The organism is Paracidovorax wautersii (assembly GCF_031453675.1).
GTDB lineage: Bacteria > Pseudomonadota > Gammaproteobacteria > Burkholderiales > Burkholderiaceae_C > Paracidovorax.
On sequence record NZ_JAVIZX010000001.1, the window covers coordinates 3,691,307 to 3,709,220 of the forward strand.

At 70.1% G+C, this 17,914-nt stretch carries 19 protein-coding genes; 7 read left to right on the forward strand and 12 right to left on the reverse strand.

Annotated elements, in window-relative coordinates:
• Positions 1–96: 96 nt before the first annotated feature.
• Positions 97–627, reverse strand: a complete 531-nt coding sequence (locus QE399_RS16625; RefSeq protein ID WP_309830415.1) for an OmpA family protein — start codon at positions 625–627, stop codon at positions 97–99.
• A gap of 55 nt (positions 628–682) precedes the next feature.
• Here QE399_RS16625 and QE399_RS16630 point away from each other — a divergent pair, with 55 nt between their 5' ends.
• The 3 genes from QE399_RS16630 to pdxH all read left to right on the forward strand — a co-directional run bounded on the left by QE399_RS16630 (position 683) and on the right by pdxH (position 2,676).
• Entirely contained in the window at positions 683–1,288 is a 606-nt protein-coding gene (locus tag QE399_RS16630; RefSeq protein WP_309830417.1) for a gamma-glutamylcyclotransferase, read from the forward strand.
• 125 nt (positions 1,289–1,413) lie between these two features.
• Positions 1,414–1,947 carry a superoxide dismutase family protein gene (locus tag QE399_RS16635; RefSeq protein WP_309830419.1) on the forward strand — a complete coding sequence of 178 codons (534 nt, stop codon included), beginning with the start codon at positions 1,414–1,416 and terminating at the stop codon, positions 1,945–1,947.
• Between the two features lie 39 nt (positions 1,948–1,986).
• On the forward strand, positions 1,987–2,676 hold the full coding sequence (pdxH, locus tag QE399_RS16640; RefSeq protein ID WP_309830421.1) for a pyridoxamine 5'-phosphate oxidase: 690 nt from the start codon (positions 1,987–1,989) through the stop codon (positions 2,674–2,676).
• Positions 2,677–2,822: 146 nt separating this feature from the next.
• On the opposite strand, the gene QE399_RS16645 is transcribed toward pdxH, so the two are convergent.
• The 10 genes from QE399_RS16645 to msrA all read right to left on the reverse strand — a co-directional run bounded on the left by QE399_RS16645 (position 2,823) and on the right by msrA (position 11,610).
• A complete protein-coding gene (locus QE399_RS16645; RefSeq protein ID WP_309830423.1) occupies positions 2,823–3,773 on the reverse strand; it encodes an AEC family transporter in 951 nt (316 codons plus the stop codon).
• A gap of 245 nt (positions 3,774–4,018) precedes the next feature.
• On the reverse strand, positions 4,019–4,531 hold the full coding sequence (locus QE399_RS16650) for a GAF domain-containing protein (RefSeq protein ID WP_309830425.1): 513 nt from the start codon (positions 4,529–4,531) through the stop codon (positions 4,019–4,021).
• Positions 4,532–4,716: 185 nt separating this feature from the next.
• Positions 4,717–6,873, reverse strand: coding sequence for a TonB-dependent receptor (locus QE399_RS16655; RefSeq protein ID WP_309830427.1), 2,157 nt, complete (start codon positions 6,871–6,873; stop codon positions 4,717–4,719).
• Between the two features lie 214 nt (positions 6,874–7,087).
• Complete coding sequence (locus tag QE399_RS16660) at positions 7,088–7,516, reverse strand: hypothetical protein (RefSeq protein WP_309830429.1); 429 nt, start codon at positions 7,514–7,516, stop codon at positions 7,088–7,090.
• A gap of 62 nt (positions 7,517–7,578) precedes the next feature.
• The gene (locus tag QE399_RS16665; protein WP_405044134.1) at positions 7,579–8,136 is read right to left on the reverse strand and encodes a DUF3299 domain-containing protein; all 558 of its coding nucleotides are present in this window, start codon (positions 8,134–8,136) and stop codon (positions 7,579–7,581) included.
• Between the two features lie 70 nt (positions 8,137–8,206).
• Positions 8,207–8,464, reverse strand: a complete 258-nt coding sequence (locus tag QE399_RS16670) for a hypothetical protein (protein WP_309830433.1) — start codon at positions 8,462–8,464, stop codon at positions 8,207–8,209.
• Between the two features lie 60 nt (positions 8,465–8,524).
• Positions 8,525–9,769, reverse strand: coding sequence for an FtsX-like permease family protein (locus QE399_RS16675; protein WP_309830435.1), 1,245 nt, complete (start codon positions 9,767–9,769; stop codon positions 8,525–8,527).
• A 2-nt stretch (positions 9,770–9,771) separates the two neighbouring features.
• Positions 9,772–10,467 carry an ABC transporter ATP-binding protein gene (locus QE399_RS16680; protein ID WP_309830437.1) on the reverse strand — a complete coding sequence of 232 codons (696 nt, stop codon included), beginning with the start codon at positions 10,465–10,467 and terminating at the stop codon, positions 9,772–9,774.
• Positions 10,464–10,886 carry a transcriptional repressor gene (locus tag QE399_RS16685; RefSeq protein WP_309832147.1) on the reverse strand — a complete coding sequence of 141 codons (423 nt, stop codon included), beginning with the start codon at positions 10,884–10,886 and terminating at the stop codon, positions 10,464–10,466. Before QE399_RS16685 ends, QE399_RS16680 begins: the two co-directional genes overlap by 4 nt.
• A 181-nt stretch (positions 10,887–11,067) precedes the next feature.
• Complete coding sequence (gene msrA / locus QE399_RS16690) at positions 11,068–11,610, reverse strand: peptide-methionine (S)-S-oxide reductase MsrA (protein WP_309830438.1); 543 nt, start codon at positions 11,608–11,610, stop codon at positions 11,068–11,070.
• A 106-nt stretch (positions 11,611–11,716) separates the two neighbouring features.
• Here msrA and QE399_RS16695 point away from each other — a divergent pair, with 106 nt between their 5' ends.
• The 4 genes from QE399_RS16695 (at position 11,717) to QE399_RS16710 (ending at position 14,970) form a co-directional block, all read left to right on the forward strand.
• Positions 11,717–12,385 carry a TetR/AcrR family transcriptional regulator gene (locus QE399_RS16695; RefSeq protein WP_309830439.1) on the forward strand — a complete coding sequence of 223 codons (669 nt, stop codon included), beginning with the start codon at positions 11,717–11,719 and terminating at the stop codon, positions 12,383–12,385.
• Between the two features lie 45 nt (positions 12,386–12,430).
• A complete protein-coding gene (locus tag QE399_RS16700) occupies positions 12,431–13,141 on the forward strand; it encodes a protein-L-isoaspartate O-methyltransferase family protein (protein ID WP_309830441.1) in 711 nt (236 codons plus the stop codon).
• A gap of 24 nt (positions 13,142–13,165) precedes the next feature.
• Positions 13,166–13,507, forward strand: coding sequence for a rhodanese-like domain-containing protein (locus QE399_RS16705; RefSeq protein WP_309830443.1), 342 nt, complete (start codon positions 13,166–13,168; stop codon positions 13,505–13,507).
• Positions 13,508–13,695: 188 nt separating this feature from the next.
• Entirely contained in the window at positions 13,696–14,970 is a 1,275-nt protein-coding gene (locus tag QE399_RS16710; RefSeq protein WP_309832148.1) for a TolC family outer membrane protein, read from the forward strand.
• A gap of 222 nt (positions 14,971–15,192) precedes the next feature.
• On the opposite strand, the gene QE399_RS16715 is transcribed toward QE399_RS16710, so the two are convergent.
• A complete protein-coding gene (locus tag QE399_RS16715; protein ID WP_309830445.1) occupies positions 15,193–17,892 on the reverse strand; it encodes a bifunctional acetate--CoA ligase family protein/GNAT family N-acetyltransferase in 2,700 nt (899 codons plus the stop codon).
• Positions 17,893–17,914: the final 22 nt, after the last annotated feature.

Below are 17,914 nucleotides of genomic sequence, written 5' to 3' on the forward strand. Positions count from 1 at the left end.
TGCGGCTTCTGCACCGCCGATGCCCATGAAAAAAGCCCGGCGGACCGGGCTTCTTTTTGCGTTGACTGGACAGGCCGGTGCGGCCGTCCGGCACGTTCACTGGGATGCGAGAGTGACTTCGACGCGGCGGGCCTCGGCGTTGTTGCCACCGGCCTGCGTGACTTCGGGCTTGCGCAGTTCGATCTTGTCGTCGGGCACGCCGGCCGCCTTGAGCGCATCGCGCACGGCCAGGGCACGGTTCTTGGCGAGTTCGGCATTGGCCACGGCGTCGCCGGTGGCGTCATGGAAGCCCGACACCACGACCGAGCGGCCCTCGGCCACGGCGCGGGCCAGGTCGGCCAGGGCGGGCTCGGCACCGGGCGCCAGATCGGCACGGCCGGTGGCGAAGTAGAAGCGCACCACGCCGCCGTCGACCACGATGCGGGCGACTTCGTCCTCGGCCACCACCAGCGTGCCGGCCGGGGCCACCACCACGGCCGCGGGCTCGACCACGGGGGCGCGCGCGGCAGCCCGCTGCTTGTAGACCGTCACGCCCACCACCGTGGACACCACCAGCGCGATCAACGCGAAAAGGAACCCGAGGGCGAAACGCTGCTGGCTGTCGTCGTCGGAACTGCTGAAGGACATGGTGACTCCGTAAATAATGGACGTTGGGACAAAACCGCAAATTGTAAATCTCGCCATGCCGACGATCGCCGCCCCCATCCGCGACCCCGCACCGATGCTGGAGCGCACCCTGGCCGAATGGGGCGGACAGAGCGACGTGTGGATCTTCGGCTACGGCTCGCTGATCTGGCGGCCGGACTTCGACTTTGCCGAGCGGCGTGCCGCCAAGGTGCACGGCTGGCACCGCGCGCTCAAGATGTGGAGCCGCCTCAACCGCGGCACGCCGGATTGCCCAGGGCTGGTGTTCGGCATGCTCTCGGGCGGCAGCTGCCGCGGCATGGTCTTTCGCGTGCCGGCGGCGCAGGCGCGGCAGGTGCTCATCAATCTGTGGCAGCGCGAGATGGCGCTGGGCGTGTACGACCCGCGCTGGCTGGTCTGCCAGACCGGCGCCGGCCCGGTCCGCGCGCTGGCCTTCACCCTCTCGCGCCGCAGCCCCAGCCATGCAGGCGTGCTGCCGGACGACGAGTACCGGCGCATCTTTGCCGAAGCCAGCGGCATCTACGGCACCACGCGCGACTACGCCCAGGCCACCTACGACGAGCTGCGCCGCCTGGGCATCGACGATCGCGCCCTGGGCCGCCTGCTGGCCCTGGCCGCCGACCACCGGCGCGCGCAGCCCTGACCGGGCCCTGCCCGCCGCTCGCTTGCAGCGGACCGAGGCGCGGCGCCGTCCGACGCGCAGTGCCGATGCGCGCAGGCAGACTGCGCGCACTCTTCCCGATCGCCACCCGTTACAGGAGCACCGCCATGCGCCATCCCGCCCGCCTTCTCTCCCTGATCCTGGCTACCGCCGCAGCCGCGGCCGCCACCGGCTGCGCCCATACCGGCTCGGGCTCCGCTGCCACCGCCCGGCTGGAGCCCACCCGTGGCAACACCGTGACCGGGGATGTCCGCTTCGTGCAGCAGGCCGATGCCGTGCGCGTGAGCGGCGAGGTGCGCGGCTTGGCGCCGAACACGGAGCACGGCTTCCACATCCATGAAAAGGGCGACTGTTCCAGCGGCGACGGCAACAGCGCGGGCGGCCACTTCAACCCGCTGGCCAAGCCCCACGGCCAGCACGACCATGGCGATCACCACGCGGGCGATCTGCCCAGCCTGGTGGCGGACGCCAACGGCGTGGCGCGCTTCAGCTTCGAATCGCGCACCATCAGCGTCGGCAGCAGTTCCACCGACATCGTGGGCCGTGGCCTGATCGTCCACGCCCAGGCCGACGACTACGTGACGCAGCCGACAGGCAATGCCGGCGCGCGCCTGGCGTGCGCGGTGATCCAGGCGCGCTGATGCCCACAGGGGCGATGTCGCCGGGGCACAATGGCCGACATGAGCCCACCGCCCTCTTCTTCACCCTCCTCGTCCTCCGCATCGTCCCTGTCTTCCTCGATCGCCGATCTGCGCAAGAGCTACGAACGCGCGGAACTGGGCGAGGATGCCTCGCATGCTGATCCGCTGCGCCAGTTCGACCAGTGGCTGAACGAGGCCCTGGCGGCGCAGGTGCCCGAGCCCAATGCCATGACGCTGGCCACCGTGGGCGCCGATCTGCGGCCCAGCACGCGCATCGTGCTCATCAAGGGCTATGACGCGCGCGGCATCGTCTGGTACACCAACTACGACAGCCGCAAGGGCCGCCAGCTGGCGGGCAATCCGTTCGCAGCGCTACAGTTTCATTGGGTGGAGCTGGAGCGCGTGGTGCGCATCGAGGGCACGGTCGAGAAGGTCAGCGACGAGGAAAGCGACGCCTACTTCGCCAGCCGGCCGCTGGACTCGCGCATCGGCGCCTGGGCCAGCCCGCAGAGCCAGGTCATCTCCGGCCGGGGCGTGCTGGTGGCCAATGCCGCCAGGTACGGCGCGCAGTTCCTGCTGCAGCCGCCGCGGCCGCCGCACTGGGGAGGCTTCCGCCTGAAACCCGAGCAGTGGGAGTTCTGGCAGGGCCGCAAGAGCCGCCTGCACGACCGGCTGCGCTACCGCCAGGACGGCGGCAGCGCCTGGGTGCGCGAGCGACTGGCGCCCTGAGCGGGCGGCGGTCGGGCCCCGCTGCGGGCCCTGTTTCGCTATGAAAGCAGGAGCTGCTTGCGCTTTCTGCGCGCGGGATTCAGGATCTTATATATCCAGAGTTGGCGCCCAACAAGCGCAACCAGCTATATTTTTCATAGCTTTCCCTAAAGCAGCCGCTGCCCCAGCAGCAGCATCAGCGGCAGCGTGATCATGGCCAGCGCGGTGGAGATGGCGATGCTGGAAGACACCTCCTCCTGCATCACGCCATAGCGCTGCGTGAAGAGGAACACGTTGGCGCCCACCGGCAGCGTGGCCGCCGCGAACATCACCGCCACCGCCAGGCCCGACAGGCCCATCGCCCAGGCCAGCGCGAACAGCAGCAGGGGGTGCACCAGGTTCTTGACCAGGGCGATGCCCAGTGCATCGCGCCAGTGGTGGCCGATCTTGCTGTACGCCAGGGTGATGCCCACCAGCAGCAGCGCGATGGGACCCAGCGCGGCGCCCAGCACCTGCAGTGGCTTGTCCACCACCTCGGGCAGATGCAGCCCGGTCTGCGCCAGCAGCAGTCCGGCCAGGATCGGCAGCGGCACCGGGTGCACGATGCCGTTGCGCACCGCCTGCAGCACCGTGCGCAGCATGGAGCGTGGCACGTCCAGCCCGGCGCGCTGGCGCTCACGCGCCTCGGCCAGCTCGAAGACGACGGTGGCCGAGGTCAGCAGAATGAGCGCGTGCAGCGACACCAGCGTGAACAGCGTGACGAGGCCCTGCTCGCCGTACACCAGGCCGATCAGCGGCACACCGATCATCAGGGTGTTGCTGAACATCTGCGCCAGGCCACGTGCGGCGGAGCGGGTCGAGAACCCGCACAACGCCATCGTGCCCACGAACACCAGGCCGCTGGCCAGGAAGTACAGGCCGACCGGCTGGAAGTCAAGATCCTGCACGCGCACGCCGGCCATCGTGCGAAACAGCAGCGCCGGCGTCAGCACCAGGAAGACGATGTTGGAAAGGTCCTTGATGGCCGAGGCGCGGACCCACCCGATGCGGGCGGCGCCGAAGCCGATGCCGATGCTCAGCAGCACCGGAATGAGCGAGGAGAAGACGGGGGAATTCACAAAAAGGGAACGGACTCGGGGGACGGCCGGCTGCGCAACGCGGCGGGATGGAAACAGCAGCCGACAGGCGCTGCACGCAAAGCGCCGATTATCCGCCGGTGCGCACTCCCACAGCCCTGCCCCATCGCGCCATGCTTTCGGCCGATCGCGCAACTTCACGCGACTACACCCGCAGACGGCGCACTGCGGTCACCGCCACCGCCACCATCCCCACCACCCGCTGGCGTGGCGACCGGGCGGAAGCACTACCGCTCGCCGGCGCCCGGCACCAGCTTGGCGGCCAGCAGGTTGGCCACGTAGCGCAGGCGGCCGATGTCTGCCTCCGCCTGCGGAGTGCGGCTGAAGCAGCACAGCGTACCGTAGACCCCACCGCCTTCCAGCCGCACGGGCGTGCTCAGGTGGGTGCCGATGGGAATGCCCGGGTCGGGCGCCTTGCCTGCAGCGACATATTCGCGCGCATCCCGCATGACCTCGGGCAGGCGGCCTTCCACCACGTACTGGCACCAGCTCTCTTCCACCGGGTCGGACATGCCGGCCTGCAGCGGCGCGAAGTCGGGCGCGCTGTCCACGGCCTGGATGGTGCGCCGGCCGTCCGCGATCTGCGAGACGAACGCCACATCCATGCCCAGGCGCGTACGCAGCGCCTGCAGCACCTGCGTCACCGCGGCGGGCAGCTCAGGGTCTGCGGAGTCGCTCGTGGCCACGAGCATTTCCGAGATCTTCACATCGATGTCGTCAGGGTCGTAATCGAGGAACATGCCTGCGAGTCTAGTGCGCCGAGGCCCGCCGAGGTGCAAGCAATGGCATCGGCGACCAGCCCGTTTCCGCGCTGCGGGACGCCTCTGCCATGCGGGTGCCGATGCGGCTGCCCGGGCGGCACCGAGGACATGCGATGCCGCCCGGGCCACCCCGCCGGGCGCACGGGCTTGCGCTCATGTTCCCGTCAGAAGTCCACCTTGACACCCACCTTCAGGCTGCGGCCCGGCAGCGGTGCCTTGGGGAACGCGGTGGTCGTCAGGATCGACGTGGCGCTGTAGGCCAGCTTGTCGGTGATGTTGTCCAGGCGCGCATACCACAGCACGTCGATGCGCTGCGCGCCGAACTGCCACTGCGTGCGGTAGCCCAGCGAGGCGTTCCACAGCGTGTAGGCGCCCGTGGCGCGGGTGCCGTCGGCGGGCACGCGGCTCTGGGCGGCCAGGTAGTCGAAGCCCAGGCCGGCGCGCCACGGGCCGCGGGACCACAGCAGGGTGCTGCCCAGGCGCAGCGGCGCGATGCGCGGCAGCGGCTCGCCGGTGTCGCGGTTGGTGGCGCGCACGATGTCGCCGCGCAGCTGCAGGTCCAGCGTGGACGCGTCGCCCAGCACCGAAGACGCCGGAGCCATCAATCCGCTCTCGCCCACCAGGCGCACCGTGCCGCTGGCTTCGAGCCCGTAGAAGCGCGCACGCACGCCCTGGTAGACGAATTCGGGCAGCGCGCCGTCGGTGCCGGCGGCCACCACCTCGCCCTCTTCCGAGCGCAGCTGGCCCGAAGGCGTGAGGCCGATGTAGTTGGAGAACTGGCTCACGAACGCGGTGGCAGCGAAGCGGTGCGGGCCGCTCTTCCACGCGGCGCCAACGTCGAGGCTGGTGGACTTCTCCAGGCCCAGCCCGGCGTCGCCCGTCTCCCATGCGCCAGTGGCCACGTGCGGGCCATTGGCGAAGAGTTCGTAGTCCTTGGGCGCCCGCTGCGTGTACGAGAGGTTGGAGGTCAGCTGCCACGCCGGCGTCAGATTCACCAGTGCGCCCACGGCCGCGCTGTGCGGATGGAAGTCGCGCTTGCCGACGGTGAACCGGTCGATGTCCGGGCTGCCGAACGATTCGACGCTGACGCGCTCGGTACGGGCGCCGAACGTCAGCTTGCCCCAGTCGGTGCCCAGTTCCTCATGCACGAACAGCGCCGTGGTGCGGCTGCGGCTGCGCGGCGCGAAGGCCTCTTCGCCGATGGCCGAAAAGCGCGCCGCCTCGGCCTGGATGCCGATCACGCCCTGCAGCCGTCCGATGGGGGCATGCCGCGCCTCCACCCGCAGGTCGTTGCCGGCATTGCGGAAGGTGGTGCCGGGCTCGCCGCCCTCGTACTCGGTGTGCTGGTAGTCGGTGTGGCTGGCCTGCACGCGCACGCTTTGCAGCGGGCCCGCATCGATGCGCCACAGGCCGTCCAGCGCATAGCGGTTGGAGCGCATGCCGATGGTCACATCGTCCTCGGCCACCGTGCCGTAGTCGCTGCGGTAGGTGCTGGCCGACAGGCCCAGGTAGCCGCGGTCGAAGAACGCCGTGCCGCCCACCGCGCCACCGCGCGTGTGGCTGGCCGAGTTGCAGATGCGCTGCGCGAGGCTGGGCGAGCCGGGTTTCTCACAGGCCAGTTCGGTGGGCACGCGCACGTCGTCGGTGCGGCGGTCGAACACGTCGGCATGCAACGCAAAGCGGTCGTTGCCGCCTTCCACCATGGCCGCGCCCGCGCGCTCGCGGCTGCCCGTGGCGGCCGAGGCCTCGGCCTTGCCGTCCACACCGTTCAAGGGTTCGCGCGGGATGCGGTTGTCGATCACGTTGACCACACCGCCCACGGCACTGCCGCCATAGAGCAGCGCCGCCGGGCCGCGCAGCACCTCGATGCGCTCGGTGGTCAGCGCCTCGGTGGGCACGGCATGGTCGAAGCTCAGGGCCGAGGCGTCCAGCGTGGCGCCGCTGTTCTGCAGCACGCGGATGCGGTCGCCGTCCAACCCGCGGATGATGGGCCGGCTGGCGTTGGGGCCGAAGTAGGTGCTGCTCACGCCGGGCAGACCGTCGAGCGTCTGGCCGAGCGTGGATTGCGTGCGCAGCGTCAGGCCGTCGCCCGAGAGCTGAGCGGCCGGCGTGACGACCGCATCGGCACCCAGCGGGTTGCCGGTCACGGTGACCTCGGACAGGCGTGCGCGGGGGGCCTCCGCGGCGTCGTCAGCAGCAGTTGCTGCTGCGGTCTGCGCGTGCGCACCGGACGAGGCCAGCAGCACGAGCACCGCGCAGGCCAGCGGGTGCAGGGCGATACGGCGCGAGCGCGGCGCTTGGGGAAAGAAGGAAGGGTTCATGGCAAGGCAAAAAAATGGAGGAAGGGCTACTCACGGCTCGGACCCTTGCCACACGGGGACGCGGCCACGCGGTGGCGCGGGATCGATCCATCGATGAATCGATCGCCAGCCACGGCATGGCCCATGCGCGCAGGCACAGGCATTCCAAGGAAAAACAGGAAGGGAAGAAAAAGGCCGCCCGGCGACGCGCCCGCACCCGCGGACGCAGGCGCGCTCAGGCGCGGCCGGAGCCTGGCGGCGCGCGGGCCAGGAAGGCGCGCTGCGGCCGCGCGCCGATGCCCGTGGCGGGCGGGGTGTGGGGGGCCGGCTCGGCGCCCGGCAGCACGGCCAACACCGGCACGGGCAGCAGCGCCATGCCGAAGAGCAGCTGGTCGAGCAGATTGCAGTCGCTGCCGGCGTGGCCGTGGAACAGCGCCTCCAGCATGCTGCTGCCGTGGGCATGGCCGGGGTTCGCCGCCTGCGCCGTGGCGCCGTGGGCCTGCGCCGCTGTGGGCACGGCCGCACCCAAGGGGCCGCCGTGCACGACCTGGTGCACGCGGCCCAGTGCCGGGCTGAGCACCAGGCATAGCGCCAGCAGCCATGACGCCAGGCGCGCCGCCCACGGGCGTGGCGTCATGACCGGTGCGGACCGCGGGCGGGACATGTCAGATCGGATGAGAAGGTGGCGGAAAGGAACCGGTCAGGGGCACAGCGCAGCGGCGGCGGTCATTCCACCTGGCGCGCGTCCACCATGCGGTAGAACAGCCCGTACTGGTCGTCCAGCAGCGTGAAGAACTTGCCCTCCACGACGACCGGCTCCAGCGAATAACGCACGGGCGAACGGGCCTTCACCTCGATCATGCTCTCGGGCCCGCCGGGAATGCAGAACGCGCAGGTCAGCGGCACCGAGGTCAGCAGGAAATGCTTCTGCCCCGGCTTGGTATCCATGGGCACCATGAAGCCCTGCACGCGCTGCACGGTCTTGTCGAGCGCCTTCTGCTCGGCATTGAAGACGGGCTCGATGCGCGTCTTCAGGGTTTTCTTGTCGAGGTTGGTGAGCGTGGACCAGGCCACCACGTCGGCCCGCTGGGGCAGCGGCTTGATCGGGCTCTGGGGGCTGTGGTAACCCGCGCCCTGCCCGGCCGGCAACCCGCCGGCCACCGGAGGCGACAGCACGGGCGCGCCCGGCGCCTGGGCCGCTGCCGGCTGGCTGCCGGCTTCTGCCGCCAGGACGGCAAGCAGGGCGACGACGGCCAGGGGGCGGCGAGGGAGGGACAAGGTCATCATGGACGGGCTCCGAAAAACGAGGAATGCGCTGGCGCAAGCACGCACGCCAGGGCACGCCTCAGGGGTTTCAGTGGACGTGGCGCATGCCGCAGTACTTGCCAATGGCGAGATTCTTGCAGGCGGCCTGCAGTTCCTTCTGGCACTGGTCGTGGCCCTTGCCCGACTCCAGGCACTTGACGGCGGCCTCGTGCGCGGCGGCCATGGCGCGGTGGCGTTCGATGTCAGCCTGGGTTTCCTTGTCGCTGTGGCCTTGCGCGTGGGCGGCAGAGGTCAGGGCGAGCAGCGGTGCCAGCACCAGGGCGGAGAGCAAGGATTTCTGGATCATGGAAAACGTCCTTTCAATGGGAGGGATGGAAACGGTAGGGCGCGCAGTGCCACGCATCCACTAGGGCTGCGACAGCAGCTGCGCCACATCGACGCGGTAGGCCTGCACGGCGGGCACCAGGGCGGCCACGGCGGCCACGCCCGCAGCCAGCGCCGGCACGGCCCATTCCTGCGGCAGCCACACGGCGCCGGACACGGGCATGGCGTTCTGCGCCTGCAGCAGCTGCCCCACCAGGGCCGTGAGCGCATGGCCGCCGGCCAGGCCCAGCAGGCTGGCCAGCAGCGCCAGCCACAGCGCTTCGCACAGCAGCAGGCTGCCGACGCGCGCCGGCGGGGCGCCGAGCATGCGCAGCATGGCCAGATCGGCCCGGCGCTCGCGCACCGCATTCCACAGGGCGATGAAAACGCTCAGCGCCGCCACGCCCAGCAGCACGCCGCCCAGGGCGCGCAGCACGTCGGCGCCCACGCCCAACAGCCGCACCAGGCGGGTGATCTCAATGGCCGGGGCGGCGGCCTGCATGGGGGTGTTGGCGTTGATAGTGCGCGGCAGGGTCACCGCCGCCAGTGGCGTGCGGTAGCGCACCAGGGCCAGGGTCACTTCGCGCTCTTCGCGCAGCACGGCCAGGTCTTCGGGGTCGTCGGCCTGCGCCGTTTCATGCACCTGCCAGACCGACTCGGTGGACGTGAGCACCAGGCGGTCGATGACACAGCCGCAGGGGGCGAGCACGCCAGAGACGGTGTAGGGATGGTCCCCGTGGGCGTGGCCGCCGCCCGCCAGCCCGTGGCTGCCCACGAACTGCCGTCCCACCAGCGGCCCGCCGGGCGCCGCGCTGGGTGAGCCTTGTGCCATGGCGCGCGCCACGGTGGCGCCGAGCACGGCCTGCATCGGCGCCTGCCACATCGCGCCCTCCGCCATCGTGGCCTGGTAATGGGCGGGGTATTCGGGCGTGGTGCCGACGATCCGGTAGCCGGCAAAGCTGTCGCCCAGGCTGAGCGGAATCGCCTGCGCCACCTGGGGGTTGCTGCGCAGCGCCTCGAAATCCGCCAAGGCGATATTGCCCGGCGGCACATCGATGTGGAACACGCCCGCGAGGATGAGCTGCAGCGGGCTGCCCTTGGCTCCGACGACCAGGTCGATGCCCTGCACGTCGCGCTCGAAAGCCTGGTCGATCTGCGTGCTGACCTGCAGCACCAGCGTGATGGCGGCCAGGCCCAGCGTCAGCAGCAGCAGGTTGAGCGCTGCGGCGAGCGGCCGGGACCACAGATAGCGCCAGGACAGCGCGGCGATGGAAACTATGCTTTTCATAGCTACTCGCGCTTGTCAGACAAGGGCTCCAGGCCATTTTGGCTTGCAACCGCATCCAGCGACAGGGTCTGCGTGCCCGCCTGGCGCTGCAGCCACCGCGCAGCGCGCTGATCGTGGGTGGCAACGACCAGGGTGGCGCCGCAGGCCGCAGCGCTCTCCTGCAGCAGGGCCAGGGCCGCCGCGGCGGAGGCGTCGTCCAAACTGGCCGTCGGCTCGTCGGCCAGGAGCACCCGGGGTTGCAGCAGCACGGCCCGCGCCAGCGCCACGCGCTGCGCCTGCCCGCCCGACAACTCGTGCGGGCGCCGGCCGGACAGCGCGGCCAGATCCAGACGCTGCAGCGCGGCCCGGATGGCGGCGTCATCCACCACCCGCCCTGCGGCGAAGAAAGGCAGCGACAGGTTGCCGGCCACCGTCAAGGCGGCGCTCAGGTGCAGCCGCTGCGGCAGGAAACCGACGCTCGCGGCCCGCCAGACATCGCGCCGCGCCGCGGGCAAGGCCGCCAGATCCTGGCCTGCCACCTCCAGCGTGCCCTGCGCAGGCGTGCGCAGCCCGGCCACCAGCGCCAGCCAGGTCGACTTGCCGGCGCCGGAACGGCCTTGCAGCAGCAGCCGGCCGCCTTGCGGCACGTCCACATCGGGAAACCGCAGCGTCTGCGGCGTGCCGCGGTAGGCGAAGGAGAGCGCGTGGGTACGGATCATGCGGCCGCACCGTCCGGATGGGCGCAGCCCGCGCACCGGCCGCGCACGGCGATATCCACCGCCAGATCCTGGTGGCCCGCGGAGGCCAGTGCCTTGAGCATCTGGCGCATGGCGCCCTGCATGCGCTCGGAGCCTTCGGCCAGGGCGAACTGCCGGTGGCAGTCGTCACATTCGAAATGGGGCGTAGGCCCTTCGGCATCCGCTGCGGCCAACGCGAAGCGGGCCACCCGCTGGCTGTCCACCTGGCGGCGCAGCAGGCCGGCGGATGCCAGCCGGTCCAGCAGCCGGTAGACGGTGACACGGTTGACCGCCACGCCGTCGTGCACCAGTGCCGCCTCGACCTCGGACTCCGACCAGGACACGCCCGGCTGCGACTGCAGCAGGGCCAGTACTGCGCGCGTGGCCCGCGTGGAACGCAGGCCGGGCGGCAGAGTCAAGGACGGGGGGAGAGGATGGGACCGGGGCATCGGGCGCAGAGATAACGCAATCGGGTTGCATTATCGCCGCATATGGCCGGTGTCTCGCTGCTCCCGGCGTATCGGGATGCGTATCGCGAGGCCACAACGGTGCCCGCCCTGCCCCGCGGCACCGCCGTGTGCGTCAGGCGTCCGGCTTCAGGTGGTGGGCGAAGGTCTTGCGAAACTTCTCCACCTTAGGTCCCACCACGAAGGCGCAGTAGCCCTGGTTCGGGTGGTTGGCAAAGTAATCCTGGTGGTAGGCCTCTGCCGGCCAGTAGCTGCGCAGCGGTTCCAGTTCGGTCACCACCGGGGCGCCGAAGAGCTGGTCTTGGCCAATCTGGCGCAGCAGCTCTTCGGCGACCTGCCTGTGGGCCGGATCGCTGTAGTAGATGCCGCTGCGGTACTGCGTGCCGACGTCGTTGCCCTGGCGGTTGAGCGTGGTCGGGTCGTGGGTGGCGAAGAAGATCTCCAGGATCTCGCGCACGCCGATCACCGCGGGGGCGAACGTGAGCTTCACCACCTCGGCGTGGCCCGTGGTGCCGGTGCAGATCTGTTCATAGGTCGGGGCTGGCAGGTCGCCGTTGGCGTAGCCGCTTTCTACGTCGGTGATGCCGCGCACCCGGTCGAACACCGCCTCGGTGCACCAGAAACACCCACCGCCCAGGGTGATCGTCTGCTCGCTCATGGTCCGTTTCCTGCAAAGTCGTGTGATGCGGCCATTATGAAAGCGGCCCGCAATTGACGCTCCCGGACGGGATTGCTACATTACTAACCAGTCAGTCATTAACGAGATGCCATCCAGTTCCCCCTCCTCCGCACCGGCGACGGAAGCCGCCCCGAAGCGAGGCCGCCGCAAGGAGGCCCGCCCCGGCGAGCTGCTGAGTGCGGCGCTGGACCTGTTCGTCGAGAAGGGGTTCGCCGCCACCAAGGTCGAAGAAGTCGCCGCGCGGGCGGGCGTCTCCAAGGGCACGCTGTTTCTCTACTTTCCCAGCAAGGAAGAGCTGTTCAAGGAGGTGGTGCGCCGCAACATCGCCGACCGCTTCGTGGAGTGGGATCTGGAGCTGGAAGCCTACGAGGACAACACCTCCGAACTGCTGCGCTACTGCTTTGCCACCTGGTGGGAGCACGTGGGCGCCACCAAGGCCGGCGCGCTCGACAAGCTGATGCTCAGCGAAGCCAACAATTTCCCCGAACTGGCCCGGTTCTACCGCCAGGAAGTGGTGGAGCCGGCCCGTGATCTGGTCCGCCGCATCCTGCAGCGCGGCATGGAGCGCGGCGAGTTCCGGCGCATGGATCTCGAGTACGCCGTCTACCTGGTCGAGGCCCCTCTCGCCTTCCTGATGATGTGGCAGCACTCCTTCGGGCTGTGCATGCCCGACGCCGACCGGTTTTCTCCCCAGGAGTACATCCGTGTCCAGGTGGACAACATCCTGCTGGGCCTGGCCACCCGGCCAGCCTAAAATCAGCGGTTTGTCTGAACAGCGATACGACCTCCGGAGTACCCCATGAACATGCCTCTGAACACGTCCGCCGATATTGGCGACCCCGTCGCGCAAGCCCGATACAACATGATCGAGCAGCAGATCCGCCCGTGGAACGTGCTCGATCCGCTGGTGCTGGAGCTGCTGTCCATCGTGCGCCGCGAGGACTTCGTGCCGCCGGCCTACCGCGGCATGGCCTTCATGGACACCGAAATCCCCCTCAACGGCTCCACCGAAGAGGCCGTGCGCCTGGGCCAGGTCATGCTGGCACCGCGCGTCGAGGCGCGCCTGCTGCAGGACCTGCAGGTCAAGCCCACCGACCGCGTGCTCGAAATCGGCGCCGGCTCGGGCTACATGGCCGCGCTGCTGGCATACCGCGCCGAGCGCGTGGTGACGCTGGAGATCGTTCCCGATCTGGTGGAGTTCGCCCGTGAGAACCTGCGCAGCGCTGGCGTGCACAACGTCGACGTACGCCAGGCCGACGGTGCCCTGGAGCAGACCGCGGACGGTCCGTTCGACGTGATCGTGCTCAGCGGCTCCGTGGCCGAAGTGCCGCAGCAGCTGCTGTCCCAGCTGCGCGATGGCGGCCGGCTGGCGGCCGTCGTGGGCAGCGAGCCGATGATGCGCGCCACCTTCGTGCGCCGTACCGGCGACCGCTTCGAGACGACCACGCCCTGGGACACCATCGCTCCGCGCCTGCAGAGCTTCCCCGAGCCGTCCCGCTTCACCTTCTGACCCCGTCCTTCTGGAAGCACCCGCATGATCGACCACGTTCGCCCCGCCCAGCTCGCCGACTGGCTGGCCGCCACCCCTGAAGGCAGCCGCCCGGTGGTGCTGGATGTGCGCGAACCGTGGGAACTGCAGACCGCCAGCGTGTCTCCCGAAGGCTTCGAGCTTGCCGCCATTCCCATGGGCCAGTTGCCCGAGCGGCTGGCCGAGCTCGATCCAGCCCGCCCCATCGCCTGCCTGTGCCACCACGGCATGCGCAGCCTGCGGGTCGCACAGTTTCTGGAACACCACGGTTACGAGCAGATCGCCAACATCACCGGTGGCATCGACGCCTGGTCGCACGAGCGCGACCCGGCCGTCCCGCGCTACTGAGGGATGGGCTGGCGCCCGATCACGCAGACCTTCCGAAGGACTTCATGACCCACCGCAAGCGGCTCTCTGTCGCGCTGCCAGCGCGCGCGCTTCACGGCCTCCGGCCCCCGCACAGCCTCGCCAAACGCCGGTCCGCCCTCGGGCGGCTGGACTGGGCGGCGGCGCTGGCTTTCCTCCTGCTGGGCAGCATGCCGGTCCAGGCGCAGAGCCTGTCGCAGCTGGTCGAATGGGCGCGAGCCTACGACGCGCCGTGGCAGGCCGCCCGGTCGCAATACGACGCCACCGTCAGCCGCGCCGAGCAGGCCCGTGCCGGGCTGCTGCCCAGCGTCGGGCTCACCGGCAGCGCCTCGTACGCCCATACGGATGTCAACCGGCCGCCGCTGGACCTGAGCGCGCCGTCCCAGTCGGCCGGCCTGCAGGCCTCGCAGCCGCTGTACCGCCCGGCCAACCGCATCACTTTCGAGCAGGGCCAGCGCAGTATCGAGCTGGCCCAGGCCCAGCTGGACGCTGCCAGCCAGGACCTGCTGGTGCGCGTCAGCCAGGCCTACTTCGACGTGCTGTCCGCACAGGACACGCTGGGCGTATTGCAGGTACAGAAAGCCGCCGTGTCGGAACAGCGGGCGTCCGCGCAGCGCAATTTCGAACTGGGCAACGCCACCATCACCGACACGCACGAGGCCCAGGCCCGCTACGACCTGGTCACTGCGCAGGAAATCGCCGCCACCAACGAATTGCAGGTCCGCCGCCTGGCGCTGGACCAGATCGTGGGCCGCCCCGCCGTCGCCCCCCTGCCCCTCGCGCAGCCCGTGCGCCTGCCGCCGGTGTTGCCGGCGGACGTGAACGCGTGGGTGCGCCGCGCCGAGGAACAGCAGCCCCAGGTGCGGCAGGCCACCGTGGCCCTGGACGTGGCACGGCTGGAGACCCGCAAGGCCGAGACCGGTCACCTGCCAACGGTGGACCTGCAGGCCGGCTACGCCGTCCAGCGCAACCCCAACGGTACGCCCACGATCCCCAACGTGAACTCCCGCGTGAAGAACGCGACGGTGGGCGTCTCCTTGAACCTGCCTCTGTTCGCCGGCTTTGCCGTACAGAACCGCATCAAGGAGACCCTGTCGCTGGAAGACAAGGCCGTGGCCGATCTGGACAACGCGCGCCGCAGCGTGGCCCAGGCCGCCCGATCGGCGTACTTCGGCGTGCAGTCCGGCACCAGCCAGGTCGCCGCGCTGGAGGCGGCCGAGGCTTCCAGCCGCAGCGCGCTGGAGGCCAACCAGCTCGGCTACCAGGTGGGCGTGCGCGTCAACATCGACGTGCTGAATGCACAGAGCCAGCTCTACCAGACGCAGCGCGACCTGGCCCAGGCGCGCTACAACGTGTTGCTGGTGTCGCTCAAGCTGCGCCAGGCGGCAGGCACGCTCACCGACGAGGATGTGCGCGCGCTGGACAGCCTGCTCGCCCGGCCGTAGTGGCAGGGCCGGCCGGCGCGGGGCCGGGGCGCCTTAAAAGGCCGCGCCGCCCCGCGCTCGTCAAAACTCCTGTTTTTATAGCGCGCTGCGCTTGCCAGGCAAGGGCGACAAGCCCATTCGGCATGGAGTGGCGAACAGCGGCTTTCTAAGTGACCGCCACCGCCGCAAGCAAGCCGCTGGGACCGGTCATGCCATACCGATCCACGGCCCCGCTCCGCCCTCTCACAGCTGGTGCGTCACCCACTTGAAGTCCGGATCCTCCGGATAGGCCTTCACTTCGAAGCCCAGCCGCCGCATCAGCTTGAGCATGCTGGGGTTGGCGGCCAGCACCAGGCCGTCGATCTCGGTCAGGCCGCGGTCGCGGGCCACGTCCATGATGCTCATCATCAGGCGCGAGCCCATGCCGCGGCCGTTGAAGTCGTCCGCCACCACCAGGGCGAACTCGCAGCTGGTCTGGTCCGGGTTGGTCACGTAGCGCGACACGCCGACGATGCGGTCCGTCTCCCGCGTTTCGCCGTCCGGCCCCACGGTGCGCTCGCGGTGCACGGCCACCAGGGCCATTTCGCGGTCGTAGTCGATGAGCGTGAAGCGCGCCAGCATGCTGGCCGGCAGCTCGGCGATCTGCGAGATGAAGCGGAAGTAGCGGCTCTCGGGCGACAGTTCGCGCACCAGCCGCTGCAGCATGTGGGCATCGTCCGGACGCACCGGGCGCACCAGGTATTCGCCGCCGCCGCGCATGGGCCACAGCTGCTCGTAGCGCGCCGGGTACGGCAGGATGGACAGGTGGCTGTACGAATGGCTGTCGCCCCGCCCGCCCGTGGCCTGCGCGGTGTTGCTGATGACGATGCGCGCGTCCACGGCCACGGCGCCCAACTCGTCGGCGATCAGCGGGTTGATGTCCATCTCGCGCAGCTGCGGCAACGCGCACACCATCTCGGACACGCGCAGCAGCACGTGCTCCAGCGCCTCCTGGTCCACGGCGGCCGCGCCGCGCCATTCGCCCAGCGTCTCGGCCACGCGGGAGCGTTCGATGAGCCGGCGCGCCAGGAACTGGTTGAGCGGCGGCAGTTCCATGGCCCGGTCGTCGATCAGCTCGATCATGGTGCCGCCGGCGCCGAAGGTGATGACCGGGCCGAAGGGGTCGTCCGTCACCAGGCCGATGCAGATCTCGCGGCCCCGCCGGGCGCGCGCCATGTTCTGCACCGTCACGCCGTTGATGCGCGCGTCGGGCCGCAGCCGGGCCACGCGCTGCACCATGTCGGTATAGGCGTCGCGCGCTGCCGGGCCGGTGTGCAGGTTCAGCACCACGCCGCCCACGTCGGACTTGTGGCTGATGTCGGGCGAGTCGATCTTGAGCGCCACCGGAAAGCCCAGCTGCGTGGCGATCATCATCGCCTCGTGCGCGGACCGCGCCAGGATGGTCTTGGTGACGGGAATGTGGAACGACGCCAGCAGCGTCTTGGATTCCATCTCGGTCAGCACATTGCGGCGCTCGGCCAGAACGCTTTCGATGACCAGCCGCGCACCCTCGATATCGGGCTTGGCCAGGGCGGACAGCGGCGGCGGTGTCTGCTGCAGCAGCTGCTGGTTCTGGTAGAACGACGCGATGTTGCCGAAGGCGCCCACGGCGGCCTCGGGCGTGCGGAAGTTGGGGATCTGCGCCGCGCGCAGGATCTCGCGCGCCGGCACCACGGACGTATCCCCCATCCAGCAGCACAGCAGCGGCTTGGCGCGCAGTCGGTTCACCTCCGCCAGCACGGTCGCCACCGCGGCCGCGTCGGTACCGGCCTTGGGCGAGAAGATGGCCAGCACGCCGTCGATCTGCCGGTCCTTGTTGGCGGCCTCGATGGCCAGGCGGTAGTGCTCGGGGCCGGCCTCTTCCGAGAGGTCGATCAGGTCCGCCAGCGAGGCCAGCGGCGGCAATTGGGGCGCCAGGGCCGCTGCTGCATCGGGCGAGAGCCGGCCGAGGTCCAGCAGGATCTCGTTCACCCAGTCGGCGGCCAGCACGCCCGGGCCGCCGCCGTTGGTGACGATGGCCAGGCGCCGGCCCACCGGGCGGTAGCGCGAGGCCAGGCACTTGGCGGCCGAGAACAACTCGACGAAGGAGCGCACCCGCACCGCACCGGCGCGCCGCAGGGCCGCGTCGAAGACATCGTCGCTGCCGACGATGGTGCCGCTGTGCGTCTGCGCCGCCTCGTTGCCAGCCGGCTTGCGTCCGGCCTTGAGCACCACCACCGGCTTGGCGTTGGCCGCCGAGCGCAAGGCGCTCATGAAGCGGCGCGCGTTCACGATGCCCTCCATGTAGACCACGATGCTCTGCGTGCGGCCGTCGTTGGCCAGGAAGTCCAGCACCTGCGACAGATCCACATCAGTGTTCGGGCCCAGAGACACCACGGTCGAGAAGCCCACCGCATTGTTGTTGGCCCAGTCGAGGATGGACGAGGTGAGCGCGCCGGACTGGCACACCAGGGCCAGCGAGCCGTCGCGCGCCAGCGGCCCCGCCGCGCTGGCGTTGAGCTGCAGGTGCGGCCGCTGCAGGCCCAGCGAATTAGGCCCCAGCAGGTGCACGCCCTCGCGCCGGGCGATCTTCTTGAGCCGGGCGGCATGCTCGGCATCCAGGCCGTTGGACAGCACCAGGGCCGCGCGGCAGTTGATGCGGCCGGCCACTTCCAGCGCGGCGATGGTGTCCTCGGGCGGGAGCGCGATCACGGCCAGATCGGCGCGGGTCTGCGCCAGATCGGCCAGCGTGCCCGTGGTATGGATGTCCAGGAACTGCAGCGAGCCCTGGAACGGCTGGGCGCCCAGCGCATCGTGCAGGGCCCGGGCGCAGGACGTGAGGGCAGCGGGTTCGTCCGGCCGGCCTGCCAGGACCACGACGGAGCGTGGCGCGAACAAGGGCGTGAGGTAGTGCTTGTCCATCATGCGAAGGCGGTCCAGGGGGAGC

Bases quoted from the DNA above. Each gene is read 5' to 3' on its own strand.
- QE399_RS16700 (WP_309830441.1), top strand. From the start codon at position 12,431: ATGAACATGCCTCTGAACACGTCCGCCGATATTGGCGACCCCGTCGCG.
- QE399_RS16655 (WP_309830427.1), bottom strand. From the start codon at position 6,873: ATGAACCCTTCCTTCTTTCCCCAAGCGCCGCGCTCGCGCCGTATCGCC.
- QE399_RS16670 (WP_309830433.1), bottom strand. From the start codon at position 8,464: ATGATCCAGAAATCCTTGCTCTCCGCCCTGGTGCTGGCACCGCTGCTC.
- QE399_RS16630 (WP_309830417.1), top strand. From the start codon at position 683: ATGCCGACGATCGCCGCCCCCATCCGCGACCCCGCACCGATGCTGGAG.
- QE399_RS16715 (WP_309830445.1), bottom strand. From the start codon at position 17,892: ATGATGGACAAGCACTACCTCACGCCCTTGTTCGCGCCACGCTCCGTC.
- msrA (WP_309830438.1), bottom strand. From the start codon at position 11,610: ATGAGCGAGCAGACGATCACCCTGGGCGGTGGGTGTTTCTGGTGCACC.
- QE399_RS16625 (WP_309830415.1), bottom strand. From the start codon at position 627: ATGTCCTTCAGCAGTTCCGACGACGACAGCCAGCAGCGTTTCGCCCTC.
- QE399_RS16660 (WP_309830429.1), bottom strand. From the start codon at position 7,516: ATGTCCCGCCCGCGGTCCGCACCGGTCATGACGCCACGCCCGTGGGCG.
- QE399_RS16710 (WP_309832148.1), top strand. From the start codon at position 13,696: ATGCCGGTCCAGGCGCAGAGCCTGTCGCAGCTGGTCGAATGGGCGCGA.
- QE399_RS16695 (WP_309830439.1), top strand. From the start codon at position 11,717: ATGCCATCCAGTTCCCCCTCCTCCGCACCGGCGACGGAAGCCGCCCCG.
- pdxH (WP_309830421.1), top strand. From the start codon at position 1,987: ATGAGCCCACCGCCCTCTTCTTCACCCTCCTCGTCCTCCGCATCGTCC.
- QE399_RS16680 (WP_309830437.1), bottom strand. From the start codon at position 10,467: ATGATCCGTACCCACGCGCTCTCCTTCGCCTACCGCGGCACGCCGCAG.
- QE399_RS16675 (WP_309830435.1), bottom strand. From the start codon at position 9,769: ATGAAAAGCATAGTTTCCATCGCCGCGCTGTCCTGGCGCTATCTGTGG.
- QE399_RS16650 (WP_309830425.1), bottom strand. From the start codon at position 4,531: ATGTTCCTCGATTACGACCCTGACGACATCGATGTGAAGATCTCGGAA.
- QE399_RS16635 (WP_309830419.1), top strand. From the start codon at position 1,414: ATGCGCCATCCCGCCCGCCTTCTCTCCCTGATCCTGGCTACCGCCGCA.
- QE399_RS16705 (WP_309830443.1), top strand. From the start codon at position 13,166: ATGATCGACCACGTTCGCCCCGCCCAGCTCGCCGACTGGCTGGCCGCC.
- QE399_RS16665 (WP_405044134.1), bottom strand. From the start codon at position 8,136: ATGACCTTGTCCCTCCCTCGCCGCCCCCTGGCCGTCGTCGCCCTGCTT.